A 13,804-nucleotide genomic window follows, 5' to 3' on the forward strand; every position below is an offset into this window, starting at 1 on the left:
AATAATCATTAATGAAATCGGATAATAATTACACTTTTGCTATTATTGTATCTGTCGTGTTGCACTTGTTGCTCGTGGCAGCACTTATCTTTGGCAGCGATTTTTCTCTGGATGACAAAGCAAAGCCTAATACTATCCAAGCTGTTGTGATCGATCCAAATACGATTGCAAAACAAGCATCTCAGATCCGTCAAGAGCGAGAACGAGCGGAACGTGCTGAACAAGAGCGTTTAAAGCGATTAAAACAACAAGCTGCTCAGTTAGAAAAAAATCGAAAAGCGGAAGAAGATCGAATTCGAAAACTAAAAGAACAACAAGTTAAAGAGAAAAAAGCGGCTCGAGAAGCTGAAGAAGAGCGTAAAAAAGCAGTAGCAGAAGCGAAGGAACAAAAAGAGCGTGCTGTTGCTGAAGAAGTTGAACGAAAACGTAGAGCGGATGCTGCAGCAAAAGCTGAAGTTGCCAAACAGGCTAAAATTAAGGCTGATAAAGAAAAAGCCGCAAAAGAGGCTGCAAAAAAAACGCAATTAGAAAAAGAACGCGCAGCGAAAGCTGAAGCGGATCGTAAAGCAAAAGAAAAAGCGGCGAAAGTAGAAGCAGAAAGAGTCGCAAAAGAAAAAGCAGCAGCTGCTGAAAAAGCGCGTAAAGAAAAAGAACGTGCAGCGAAAGCAGAAGCTGAGCGAAAGCAAAAAGAAGCAGCGCTAAATGATATTTTTGCAGGGTTAGAAGATGAGACAGTTCAAAACTCATCAGCTAAGCAGCAACATATTGATGATGAAGTGAATCGCCATGCCGCTATTTACACTCAAATGATTCAACAGAACCTATTGGTTGATGAAACCTATGTAGGTAAAAGTTGTAGAGTAAAAATTAAGTTAGCGTCATCAGGGTTACTTTTATCTGTGACAACATTAGGGGGAGATGCTCAAGTTTGCCGTGCAGCAAAAACGGCGGTAACTAAAGTCAATGTATTCCCGATGCCAAAAGATTCAGATGTTGTTGCTAAATTAACGAATATTAACCTTACGGTTCAACCAGAATAAGGAAGCTCAAGTGCTAAAACGATGGATATTAACTCTCTTTGTTGCTTGTTTGACATTTAGCCAAGTAGCAAGAGCTGAATTAGAGTTGGTTATAACAGAAGGTATTGATTCTGCAAGGCCAATCGGAATAGTGCCGTTTAAGTGGCATGGTGAAGGTAAATTACCGCAAGATATTTCTGCTATTATCTCGTCTGATTTACAGCGCAGTGGCAAATTTAGCCCAGTAGCAACCAATAAAATGCCTCAAACACCCTATAAAGATTCGGATATCAATTACGAAGCTTGGACTAAAATGGGTGTGGATGCGATTGTTACGGGTGAAGTGAAATTTAATGCTCAAGGTAAATACGAAGTTACCTATAAATTAATTGATGTCGTTCGTGGTCAATTAACGAAAGGTCAATCGAAGGCTCTTAACAGCACTGGTGAATTGGTACTGACTCAAGATCATATTCTTGTAAATAAAGTTGCAACACTATCGAAAAAACAGCTGCGTAAGTACGCACACCGTATCTCTGATGTCGTTTATGAAAAATTGACAGGCGAGAGAGGGGCATTCTTGACTCGTATTGCTTATGTTGTGGTTAATGATAAAGCACAATATCCGTATCAATTACGCATTGCTGATTATGATGGTTACAACGAACGCCTGGTACTAAAATCAAAACAGCCAATCATGTCACCAGCTTGGTCACCTGATGGTAAAAAATTAGCGTATGTGAGTTTTGAAAACAGAAAATCACAAGTCTTTATTATGAATATTTATACGGGTAAGAGAGAGTTAATTGCTTCTTATCCACGTCATAATGGAGCTCCACGTTTTTCACATGATGGCAAAGAATTAGCCATTGTATTGTCGAAAACAGGAAGCTTGAATATTTATATCGTGAATTTAGATACGAAGAAAATGCGTCAAATAACTCGCGGAAGATCGAATAATACGGAACCTTTTTGGGCTCCTGATAACAAGTCTTTAATATTTACTTCAGATCGGGGTGGTAAACCTCAGATATATAGAGTAAATTTACAAGACGGTTCAACAAAACGTTTAACCTGGCAAGGCAGTCAAAATCTTGGTGGGCAGATTACTCCAGACGGTAAGTTTATTGTCATGGTGAATCGCTCAGAGACTGGATTCAATCTAGCAAAACAAGATTTAGAAACTGGTGCCGTCCAGGTCTTAACCAAGACACTACTGGATGAGTCACCTAGTATTGCGCCAAATGGCGGCATGGTGATTTACAGTTCCATTTATAGAAAACAGAATATACTTTCAATGGTTTCTATCGATGGCCGTTTTAAAGCTCGCTTACCAGCGACAAACGGACGTGTAAGGGCACCAGCGTGGTCGCCATTTTTATAGCTACTAAATATTTAGGTAATAAGGAAAATATAATGCAACTAAATAATCTTCTTAAGAGTCTTTTAATCGCTTTGCCTGTGGTTGCTCTTTCTGCTTGTAGTTCTAGCGACAGCGCAACTGACAGTACTGCTGGCCAAGAATCAACAAACGGCGTAGAAACTCAAACAACAGGTGCTGAAGGTCAAACAGACACTGCTGTTATTACTTCTATCGAAGTAGATGAAGTTATGACTGAAGCTGAAGTTCGCGCTCAAGCAGAACAAGAGCTTCGTAAAGTACAAACAGTTTACTTCGCGTTTGATAACTCAACAATCTCTTCTGAATACGAAGATATGCTTGCTGCACATGCTGCTTTCCTAAGCGCTGATCCTGCAATCAAAGTAACTGTTGAAGGTCATGCTGATGAGCGTGGTACTCCTGAGTACAACATCGCACTAGGCGAGCGTCGTGCTAAAGCTGTATCTAAATACCTACAAGCTCTAGGTGTTTCTGCTGACCAAATCTCTATCGTAAGCTACGGTGAAGAGAAGCCACTAGTTCTTGGTCAAACAGCTGAAGATTACGCTAAAAACCGTCGCGCAGTATTAGTATACTAATCGATAGTTTATAAGGCTGACTTATATGAAATACAGTAACCTTAAGCGAATTATTCCGCTTACGTTGCTGGCTAGTGCGGCGACCCTTGTGGTCGCCGCACCTGCTCCAGTCACAGATTTAAATGCGACTTCCAATTCTACTTCTTCTGCTCCAGCATCTTCAGCGAGCATTGAGCGTTTAGAGCGCCTGATAAAAAGCCGTAACCAAATTCAACTTCAGCTTCAGCAGCAGCTTGATGGTTTATCAGAAGAATTGTCAGAAATGCGTGGAATGGTTGAACGTAATAGCTATGAGCTTGATCAAATGCTAGAACGTCAGCGTCAGCTATATATTGAAATCGATACACTGAGAACAGCAAAGCCAGTAACAGTAACAACGCCAGCAGAAGCGACTGATAGTTCCTCTGGTGCTTATTCTGCTGATACCAATGAAAACGAAGCATATCAAAATGCAGTTGATTTAATCTTAAAGAAAAAAGATTATGCTGGCGCAACCAAAGCATTCCAAGATTTTGTTGCGGCCTATCCTGACTCTGTATATAGCTCAAACGCACATTATTGGTTAGGACAGCTTTATTTTGCTCAGAAAAATGACATAGAAGCTGCAAAAAGTTTTGCAAAAGTAGTAAGTTATGCTGATTCAAATAAACGCGCAGATGCTTTATTAAAATTAGGTGAACTTGCTAAACGAAATAACAATAAAGCTGCCGCTCAAAAATATTATCAAAAAGTGATTTCTGAATATCCAGATAGCACAACAGCGAAAACAGCTGATAATCAGTTAAAATCGTTATAAATAGAAACTAAAAAGGAGCCGAAGTGCTCCTTTTTTATTGCCTCTAACTTGCTGCCAATAGCATAAGGCGTATAATATCGAGATTATTTTAAGATATTAATGAGCTGAGCAATGGGCCACATTTTAGACCACGTCGATACGGTATATCCTTTTCCTCCAAAACCTATCAAATTAAGCGCCGATGAGAAAACGCAGTACATCGCGAAAATTAAGCAGTTGCTTAGCGATAAAAATGCGGTATTAATTGCTCATTATTATACAGACCCTGAGATCCAAGCATTAGCAGAAGAGACTGGCGGCTTTGTTGGTGATTCACTTGAAATGGCTAAATTTGGTAATCGCCATGATGCGAAGACATTAGTCATTGCAGGTGTTCGTTTTATGGGTGAATCTGCAAAGATCTTAACGCCTGAAAAAACCATTTTAATGCCAACATTAGATGCAGAATGTTCACTTGATCTAGGCTGCCCTGCTGACAAGTTTACTGAGTTCTGTGATGCTCACCCTGATCATACAGTCGTTGTTTATGCTAATACATCAGCAGCAGTAAAAGCACGTGCTGATTGGGTCGTAACGTCAAGTATTGCTCTAGAAATTGTTGAACACCTTGATGATGAAGATAAGAAAATCATTTGGGGACCAGATCGCCATTTAGGTTCATACATTGCAAATAAAACAGGTGCAGACATGCTGTTATGGCAGGGTGAATGTATTGTTCATGATGAGTTTTCAGCAAAAGCATTGAAAGATGCAAAAGCGCTTCATCCAGATGCTGCGGTATTGGTTCATCCAGAGTCTCCAGCAAGCGTGGTTGAATTAGCTGATGCAGTTGGCTCTACAAGTCAGCTAATAAAGTCGGCAAAAGAGCTACCACAGCAAAAAATGATTGTAGCTACCGATAAAGGTATTTTCTTTAAGATGCAGCAAATGGTTCCAGAAAAAGAACTGTTAGAGGCTCCAACAGCCGGTGCTGGTGCAACGTGTCGTAGTTGTGCTCATTGCCCGTGGATGGCGATGAATGGCCTTGTAGCGATAGAGAAAGCCTTAAATGAAGGTGGTGCAGAGCATGAGATCTTTGTTGATGAGGAGATCCGTGTAAAATCTTTAATTCCATTAAATCGCATGTTAGATTTTGCTGAGCAGCTAAACGCAAATAAGTAATTGAATAAACGATTTGATAAAAAATGGCGACCAATGTGGTCGCCATTTTTATTTATGAAGTATTCTTATTTGATAAAGGTCTTAATTATTTTTCTTTCTCACTTAGAGCAAAGTAAATTTTTGATACGGTGACTTCTGCAATTAGGATAGTAAATACCACAGCAAAGAAAGCGACGACACCGTTTAATGGACCATCAAATGATACTTTGTCACCAAATAGAATGTTAATCGCTTCTAACATAACAAATTTACTACCAACCAAGATTACATAACTACTTAATCCTCGATATATTTTAGGTGCTGTTCCTGGCTTGTTTTTAAAGTAATCAGCGATTCTATGTTCTGCATTAATTGAGAGTTTTAGTAATAACTGCAGTAAGATGGCAGCAGCAAACGAAATTGTGAATGATTCAATATTAACAAAGTCCCAATACTCATCAAAAAAATTCAATACTGTTAAATCAACAAGAACAGCTAGTGTATAGCCGACAAATAAACGCTGAGGAGTGTTAAAACCATATTCTTTAGTCGCTGAGCTCATATTATATTCCTAATTATTTTTTTAATTTATGTTATTCGTTTTCTGGTTATTATAGTGCCTAATTATTTATCATATTAAAAGTGCACTAAAATAAATTGGCGCAAAATGGTAAACCTACATGTTAAATTGCAGACTCAAGTCTAAATATAGTAATAATTATTTTTTAAATTAAATAAATGCTCTATATTCAGTTATGTAATTGAAATTAATGGAATCGTATATGAAATATGGATTATTTCTTTTTGTGGTTTTTAGTACATCTGTTTTTGCAAAAGAGCAGGAGGAATGGGACTTTCTACTTGTTTTTCCAATGATGTGGGCACCTAGTATTGAAGGCAGCGTCTCTTCAGGTGAGGATATTGTTCGTGTAGATGTTCCATTTGAAAATATATGGGACGGACTGGCTTTTGGCTTAATGGGAGATTTTTATGCCCAAAAAGGGAAGTGGTTAGTTGGCGCTCGTGCAAATTACCTATATATGAAAGACTCGTTGCAAACAGAAGGCTTAGATGGTCCTATAACGGGTACCGTTATCTCTCCAGGTCACGATATAACAACAAGAATGCATTTATCGGTTAATGATTTATTTTTTGGGTATGAAGTCTATCCTAATCTAGAAATACTTACTGGAGTTCGCCATACATACAGCCAAGTTGAATTGGATATTAAAGCATTATCTAGTGACGGTTTTGTTAATGTTAATGGGTCTGCTTTGTTAGCGAAAGAGCATTTATTTGATTGGCTTGTTGGTATTAAATACAACAAATATTTTGATGACCGCTGGGGTATTTCAGTCAGTGCAGACTTTAATGTTATAGGCGATAACGACGTTAATCATGGCTTCAATATTATGGGGATTTATCAGTTTACAGAAGCTCACAACCTATGGTTTGGTTACCGTTACTTGAACATTGCCAATGAGATGAATGCAAAAGGTGTAAATATAGAAATCGATCTAGTAGAAAAAGGGCCCCAATTAGGATATGCATATCGATTTTAATTGATTTTGATTTAGCTGGTTTACTCCAGGAATATCTGTTAATTCAGGAAAGGAAAGATAGTTATGAGTGATAGTCGTGATCCACTTCAACTAGTGACAAAAGAGAATGTCAGGCTTTTTTCATCCATAATTCAGGAATTAGACAGTAAAAGCTACTTATTGCTTAGAGAGTCAATGATTCCAATCGATATCATGGAGGATGATCGACAATATACTTATCTGCCAGAGTCATGCCTTAAGAATTTAATGGAAGTGCTAAGTCGTAATGTAGACAACGACCGGCTTGGCGTTTTATTTTGGAAATTGTGTAAAGATAATTATATTCCATCACTTCTTAAGCGCTTGAACTATGGAACTGATTTGAAATCGACTTTGGATGAGTTTTCAGTTCTATTATCGAAAGAATCTACAGGTGCAAAAGTTTATGTTCAAGAGCGAGGGGGGGCTTGGTGGCTAGTTCGTGAGAAATTAGGGGCTGATGAACCTTGGTTTAAGTATGCTGAAATGTTTTCAGTGATATTCATGTGTGAATTATTAAGCTCTTTGACTAAAAGTGAATGGAGTCCAACACGAATAGGGGTTCGTAGTAATGATGAGCATGATTTTTTAAATCTTCCTACGCTAAATAAAGTACAGTTTTTTACAGAAAGACCAGTAACGGCATTAGAAATTCCAGCCTCTATTTTATTCTCTCAGGTAACTGTTAATGAGAAAGCAAAGATCAGTGTAACGCAAGGTATTGATCTTCAGAGTATGAGTTTTACCGAGCAATTTAAAATAGCTATATCTCCTTATCTACCTGTAGGGAAATTACCAATTAAATTGGCTTCTGAAATTTTACGCATGAATGTGAGAACACTTCAACGTAAACTAAAAAATGATGGCACAGTATATAAAACCTTAATTGAAGAAATGTGTTTTGAACAAATAGTTGGTGAGCTTGTTGAAACAAATAAGCCAATAACTCACATCGCGACTAAATATGGTTATTCTGATGCAGGGCATTTTTCTCGTGCATTTAAGCGGATCTATGGAGTATCTCCATCTCAATATCGTAAAGTTAATACTGAAATCGAACGACATCTAAATAGCAATGTCGTCAAATGGCAAGTAAGTTAGATTGAATTCCTTTATGTTACCAACTAATCTCTATTATGTTTTTGTTATGTTTCATTTTGCTGCTGTATATTTTTATTTAGTAGCATGATGAGCGAACAGAAGTTTTAGGGAATAATTTACATATTAAGGAATCTTTTATGAAAAATGTTTTAAGGCTTACTGCTCTTGCATTATCGTGTGGTGCTGCTTTTTCTGCATCAGCGTCATCAACTCTTTTTACCAATGTCGATATTTTTAATGGCACAGAAAATAAATTATATGAAGACCATTATGTTTTAGTTGAAAATAATTTGATTAAAACCATTTCAGCTAAACCGATTGAAGCCGGTGATGCGGTGGTGATTAATGGTGAAGGTAAAACATTAATGCCGGGTCTAATCGAAGGTCATGGTCATCTTCAAATGAACGGTTCATCTTTACCTGATATTGAAAATAATCGTAACTGGGAAGAGTTAGCTGCGCGATCTGCAGCCCGTGCTGAGTCAGCATTGATGTCTGGTTTTACGACTTGGCGTGATGCGGGAGGAATGGGTGCAGGTCTAAAGAAAACTATTGATAGTGGTGAACTAGATGGTCCTAGGATCTATCCATCAGGTGCATTTATAGGTCCGACAGGTTCCCATGCAGACTTTAGAAACTTTAATACTCCAAATGAGACATTTAATGGTCCGATTTCATCTGGTGGCCGCTTAGGAATGAGTTGTACTGCTGATAGCATTGGTGATATTAAAGCCTGTGCGCGTCAAAACTATATGCAAGGTGCAACACAAATTAAATTGATGTCTAGCGGTGGTGTAGCATCTTCATTTGACCCATGGCAACTTAACGCATATTCGCTTGAAGAACTAAAGGCAGCGGTTGAAGTAGCAGACGCTTATGGTTCTTACGCTATGTCACATGCCTACAGTAAAGTGTCTTTATTGCGTAATGTAGAAGCTGGTGTTAAGACCCTTGAACATGCATTTATGTTTGATAAAGACGTAGCAAAAGCAATGAAGGAAAATGGCACATATATGACAACAAATATGACTGCTTTTTCTCCTTACTTGGGTGAGATTGAAGCAATCAATTCGAATCCAGCCTCTGCTCGTAAAGCAAAAACAGCCCAAGCTGCATTTGGTGGTTATATCGAAAATGTTAAAAAATACAAACCAAAGCTAGGTTTCCATGTGGATTGTGTTGGTGGTGTTGCAGCTTGTGAACAACAAGCGGATCATTCGATATATTTAAGCGGTAAATTCTTCGGTAATTTTTATACATTAATCTCTATGACTTCAGTTAATGGGGAGATTGTTAAGTTATCTGGAGAAACGCTAGATCCTTATTTTGAGGGTAAGTTAGGGGTTATTGAGCCAGGTGCATATGCTGATATTCTATTGGTTGATGGAAATCCACTTAAAGATCTTTCAGTAATTGGTGCAAATGAGAAATGGTTTGATGCTCCTGCCCGTGAAGGTATTGATGGCATAAAACTTATTATGAAAGATGGAAAAATCTACAAAAATACTTTGTAAATTTAAAACATCTATCTGAAGTTAAATAAGGCAGCTTTCATGAGGCTGCCTTAATTAGGGGTCATCATGGAAAAATTACTAATTATTCTAACTGTATTTTCATTTTCTATTTCAGCTAAAATGCAACAAGTAAAATGGCAAGATCTAAAACCATCGGTCTCAGAAGAAACGGTTCAATTACCAGAAGTCACTGAAGAGCAAAAGCAATTACTAGCATCAGTATTATATTTACAGCAACAAGATGATGAAGCTTCCAAGAAAGAGCTTGATAACATAATTCTAGTGCTTGAAAGCCAAGGTCTAGATGCTTCTAAGACGCTTCAAATTCGCGAAAAATATATGGCTATTGAAAAGTTAAAAGCTGAAAGCTTAAATACTGAAATTAGCGGTAATAAAGTAAGAATGCCTGGTTTTATTGTTCCAATTGAATTTGAAGGAATTAAGGCAATTGATTTTTTATTAGTGCCTTATGCTGGCGCATGTATTCATTTACCTCCTCCACCTGCGAACCAAATAGTAAGACTTTCTTATCCGGAAGGGTTCGAGGTTGAAAATGTTCAATATCCAGTTTGGGTTGAAGGTATTATTCAAGCGGATAAGCAAACTGATGACGTATATCTTGTTGATGGAGAAACACAATTAACAATGGGATATTCAATGAAAGGTTTAAAAATTGAACGTTATTACGAAGAATAGATAACGAATCTACCATACAACTTCTATCAATTTTTATTACAAAAAATTTCGGTGTAAATATGAAAAAAGTTCAAAATATCACATTGTTTTTTTTGTTTCCGGTACTTGTCACTTTAAGTGCTTCAACTATCGCTGATACAAATTTCTTTGGTCCTGATTCTGTAGAAAATACAATTGCTGAGAATACACTTAATAAGCCAACTTGGAGAGAGGACTTGGCAATTAATGGACTTACGTTCGGTGCTGATTATCTGGCATTAGGGCTTTCTTCTCCTAATGGTTCTCAAGGGAATAGTGTTAATCGCTCGTCTGGTATTGCTCGTTTTTACGGTTCTTGGCACCTCGTTGGAAATGGAACTGAAAATACAGGTGGTATTGTTTGGAAAGTAGAACATAGACACGCCTATAGTTCGACTGCTCCTAAAAATATGGCTTTCATTGATGATATTAGTAACGGGCCTGAAGGTTTAGGTTACGTAGGTATGATTGCTCCTGCTTATAACGATCAAGGCACTAGGGTTACCAATTTACATTGGAAGCAGAAATTTAATGATGGAAATACGTCATTGATTATTGGTTGGCAGGACGTAACTGATTATGTGGATACGTATGCTTTAGCGAGCCCATGGACGGGATTTACCAATCTAGCATTCAGTACTGGGGCTGGTGTCATGGGCTTGCCTGATGATGGTATTTTGGCGATTTCTGCAGGTCATATGGTGACAGAGCATTTTTATGTTGTAGCTGGAATTGCTGATGCAAAAGGGAAATCGGACGATATTTTTGATGGTTTTAATACTGCCTTTCATGACAGTACTTACTTTAAAACCCTTGAGCTAGGGTGGACTGATTCACAAGACCAAATTTATACAGATAACTTTCACGTGACGTTATGGCATTTTGATGAAGGGTCAAGGCACAGTTTGTCATCAACGGTGCAGGCTGATGGCACCGTTATTGGTGGTGAAAGCGGGCAAGGGCTTAACTTTTCATGGAGTAAGTTTGTCACGGCTCAATTAATGCCTTTTGTTCGTGGTGGAGTATCTGAAGGTGATGTTGCTTTATTCGATAAGTCTTTAAGTGTCGGTCTTGGGTATTTTGGGTTAGGGGCAAGTAATAATAATTTAGGCTTTGCCATTAACTGGTCAGAAACAAACAGCGATACGTTGCAAAAGTTTATGGGGGCTGAAAAGCATCAAACTACGGCTGAGTTATATTACAACATGCAAATAGGGGATTATTTTCAAATCACTCCAGATATTCAATATATAAATAATCCAGCGCTTTCAAGTGAAAGCAGTGCGTGGGTCTTTGGCTTACGAGCAAGAATTTTTCTATAAATAGAAAGGTTTTGTTTGTCGTCAAATGGCAATTCTCTGCGTTAAATTTAACCTATTATCTCTCTGTCCCCACAAAATTAAAGAGAGAAAAATATGACTACAGTAATTACTAACGCTAACGTATTTAACGGTCTAGATAATCAATTACAAGAAAATGTATCTTTGTTAATCGAAAATAATGTCATCACTCAAATCGGTGATGTTGACCTATCTTTAGCAAATGAAATTATTGATGCTAAAGGCGGTACCGTGATGCCGGGTTTGATGGATGCACACGTTCATATAACAATGTCAGCGCCTTTTCATGAGCTTGATAAGATGACAAGGGAAGAAGTAGCAATTCGCTCTGCAAAAGTTGCAGAAGGAATGTTAATGCGTGGTTTTACAACGGTTCGTGACGTAGCGGGTAACACGCTTGGCCTTAAAAATTGTATTGATAATGGTTATGCAACAGGTCCACGAATTTTTCCTTCTCAAGCGGCTATTTCACAAACTTGTGGTCACTCAGATTATCGTCAAAATCAAGCACAAGAGCGCACTGGTAGTCACGAAGATTCGCCTATAATGAAAATTGGCGCATTTAAAGTAGCAGATGGACGCTCAGAAGTACTTAGAGCAGTACGTGAGCAATTATTTATGGGCGCATCACAAATTAAAATGATGGCGGGCGGTGGTGCTTCATCGTCATTTGACCCACTTGATACGATCCAATATACATTAGATGAAATGAAAGCAGCAGTTGAAGCAGCATCCGATTACGGTACATACGTGGCTGCGCATATTCATACTGCGGATGCCATGAGAAGAGCTGCACAAGCGGGTGTTATGTCTTTTGAGCATGCAACGATTATGGATGATGACATTGCTAAAACGATCAAAGAGAAAGGGATCTTTGTAATCCCATCGTATTTTACTTCATCACTTATTGCTGAACGAAAAATCCCACTTGGTAGTGAAACCTTGTACCAAAAAACAGAAAGAGTGGGTAAAGCGATGTTTAAATCGGCAGAGCTAATTAAAAAATACGATATCCAAAATATTTGCTTTGGTACTGATTGCGTAGGCACATTTGATGTACATAAAACACAATCAGAAGAGCTACAAGCAATTGAAACGGTATTTGATTCATTAACTGCTCTTAAAATGGTGACATCGAACTGTGGTCGTTTGTTTGAGATGTCAACATATAAGCATCCATACCAAGAAGGAAAGCTAGGTCAAATCACGGAAGGTGCTTATGCCGACTTACTTATCATTGAGGGAAATCCTTTAAATGGTGTTGAATGCGTAACAAACCCTGAAACGCAAAAATTAATCATGAAAGACGGTGTTGTGTATAAGAACGCTCTGTAAATTCTAGAAGTTGTAAATATGGAAAGCGATTAAATATGGAAAGTTTAAGTCCGTAAACCAAGAATCGTTTTCTTATATAATTTAGGGGTTAACCCGCTGATCCGTTTAAATGCTCGAGAAAAATGCGAGATATTATTGTAACCAAGTTGGTTTGATATATGGGTCAGCGAGTAACCCTCTTCCATTAGCTCACAAGAGGCAGATAGCATAAGACTCTCTTTTATCTGCCTAAATGAGGTTCGCTCTTCTTTTAAGCGGCGCTGGAATGTCCTTGAGGTCATGTTAAGAAGCTTTGAGGCTTGATTAACCGTTAATGAATGCTCTCTCACATAGGGAAGTAAAGCCGTAAAAACACTGTCACTAAAACTAGAATGCCACTCAATGAGTGGTTGTTTCTTTTCTGTATCAGAATTTGATATGTGAATTTCTTTATTAAGAATGCCATCGTCAATTAATACTGCCGTTGTATTTTGACCTATAAATAATTGTGTTTGATTGTTTAGCGAAGACAGTAAAGCATCGGCATCATTATGCTGAATTCGTACCTGTTCAGGGAACCAATCGGTTTTAGTTAAGGCTTGAATGAGTTCGATGGTATATAGGACAGCAAAAACTTCCCCCCATAAAAAGTAAACACTATCTTCATAGGGTGCTGAGCGACAGAACCAATATTTACCATACTCTTGTTCAAATGAGATTGAGCTGCCAGGAGAATCACTGTTGAATATCTTATTTGCTTTTTCGAGAGCATCTTTAATTGTGATTGCATCATCAAACTGGGTTAACACTTGAGGAATAATTCGTTGTCGGAAAGCCAACCTTAATAGGTCACTAAAATTATTAACGCCAACTTGAGATGACAGTAAATAGATTAAACGTTTAACGGGTTCAGTAGGTAAAAATTCTTTGTCTGTATGAAAAAGATCTGGAGGTAAGCCCGAGTCTCGCAATACCTCTTGAATATGAATGCCATGCTTTGAAAAAATATCGATTAAAATTTTTGTATAACCAGTACGAATCATAGGTAATGGTGTTGTTTTTTTATTCGGCATTATCAATATCTACCTATTTTAAAATTAAGATGTTTTTATAATTATTGGCGCAAAATGGTAAGTTTTCATTTGGTATTTGTTGATATATTTGTCTTTTATGTATATTTGCGACAGGCCACACAAAATTATCAGGCTTTTGTATATTGGCCCCTCTTAAGTCGCTATAAATAAACAACTAAATAATAAGTATTTTTTATATAAATCCCTCGATTTTTTCCAAATAGCAGCTATAC

Annotated in this window: 13 protein-coding genes; 11 read left to right on the plus strand and 2 right to left on the minus strand. The window is 37.7% G+C overall.

What is annotated here, in order from left to right; all coding sequences use genetic code 11:
- Positions 1–11: 11 nt before the first annotated feature.
- The 5 genes from tolA to nadA all read left to right on the plus strand — a co-directional run bounded on the left by tolA (position 12) and on the right by nadA (position 4,956).
- A complete protein-coding gene (tolA, locus tag PVK71_RS08985) occupies positions 12–1,040 on the plus strand; it encodes a cell envelope integrity protein TolA (protein WP_274418079.1) in 1,029 nt (342 codons plus the stop codon).
- A gap of 10 nt (positions 1,041–1,050) precedes the next feature.
- Positions 1,051–2,403, plus strand: coding sequence for a Tol-Pal system beta propeller repeat protein TolB (tolB, locus tag PVK71_RS08990; RefSeq protein WP_274418080.1), 1,353 nt, complete (start codon positions 1,051–1,053; stop codon positions 2,401–2,403).
- Positions 2,404–2,435: 32 nt separating this feature from the next.
- On the plus strand, positions 2,436–2,999 hold the full coding sequence (pal, locus tag PVK71_RS08995) for a peptidoglycan-associated lipoprotein Pal (RefSeq protein ID WP_274418081.1): 564 nt from the start codon (positions 2,436–2,438) through the stop codon (positions 2,997–2,999).
- A 25-nt stretch (positions 3,000–3,024) separates the two neighbouring features.
- A complete protein-coding gene (gene ybgF / locus PVK71_RS09000; RefSeq protein WP_274418082.1) occupies positions 3,025–3,795 on the plus strand; it encodes a tol-pal system protein YbgF in 771 nt (256 codons plus the stop codon).
- Between the two features lie 111 nt (positions 3,796–3,906).
- A complete protein-coding gene (gene nadA, locus PVK71_RS09005) occupies positions 3,907–4,956 on the plus strand; it encodes a quinolinate synthase NadA (RefSeq protein WP_274418083.1) in 1,050 nt (349 codons plus the stop codon).
- Positions 4,957–5,041: 85 nt separating this feature from the next.
- Here nadA and PVK71_RS09010 read toward each other — a convergent pair whose 3' ends face one another.
- Positions 5,042–5,497 carry a hypothetical protein gene (locus PVK71_RS09010; protein ID WP_274418084.1) on the minus strand — a complete coding sequence of 152 codons (456 nt, stop codon included), beginning with the start codon at positions 5,495–5,497 and terminating at the stop codon, positions 5,042–5,044.
- Positions 5,498–5,717: 220 nt separating this feature from the next.
- Between PVK71_RS09010 and PVK71_RS09015 the strand changes: the two genes are divergently transcribed.
- The 6 genes from PVK71_RS09015 (at position 5,718) to PVK71_RS09040 (ending at position 12,519) form a co-directional block, all read left to right on the plus strand.
- Entirely contained in the window at positions 5,718–6,497 is a 780-nt protein-coding gene (locus tag PVK71_RS09015) for a hypothetical protein (protein ID WP_274418085.1), read from the plus strand.
- Positions 6,498–6,560: 63 nt separating this feature from the next.
- Positions 6,561–7,616, plus strand: coding sequence for a helix-turn-helix domain-containing protein (locus tag PVK71_RS09020; protein WP_274418086.1), 1,056 nt, complete (start codon positions 6,561–6,563; stop codon positions 7,614–7,616).
- Positions 7,617–7,753: 137 nt separating this feature from the next.
- Positions 7,754–9,130, plus strand: a complete 1,377-nt coding sequence (locus PVK71_RS09025) for a metal-dependent hydrolase family protein (protein WP_274418087.1) — start codon at positions 7,754–7,756, stop codon at positions 9,128–9,130.
- Positions 9,131–9,196: 66 nt separating this feature from the next.
- Positions 9,197–9,826 carry a DUF3299 domain-containing protein gene (locus tag PVK71_RS09030; protein WP_274418088.1) on the plus strand — a complete coding sequence of 210 codons (630 nt, stop codon included), beginning with the start codon at positions 9,197–9,199 and terminating at the stop codon, positions 9,824–9,826.
- Between the two features lie 59 nt (positions 9,827–9,885).
- Entirely contained in the window at positions 9,886–11,166 is a 1,281-nt protein-coding gene (locus tag PVK71_RS09035) for a carbohydrate porin (protein ID WP_274418089.1), read from the plus strand.
- Between the two features lie 93 nt (positions 11,167–11,259).
- A complete protein-coding gene (locus tag PVK71_RS09040; protein WP_274418090.1) occupies positions 11,260–12,519 on the plus strand; it encodes a metal-dependent hydrolase family protein in 1,260 nt (419 codons plus the stop codon).
- Positions 12,520–12,563: 44 nt separating this feature from the next.
- On the opposite strand, the gene PVK71_RS09045 is transcribed toward PVK71_RS09040, so the two are convergent.
- Entirely contained in the window at positions 12,564–13,571 is a 1,008-nt protein-coding gene (locus PVK71_RS09045; protein ID WP_274418091.1) for a helix-turn-helix domain-containing protein, read from the minus strand.
- Positions 13,572–13,804 lie beyond the last annotated feature (233 nt).

This window comes from Aliivibrio sp. S4MY1 (genome assembly GCF_028765545.1).
Taxonomy (GTDB): domain Bacteria; phylum Pseudomonadota; class Gammaproteobacteria; order Enterobacterales; family Vibrionaceae; genus Aliivibrio.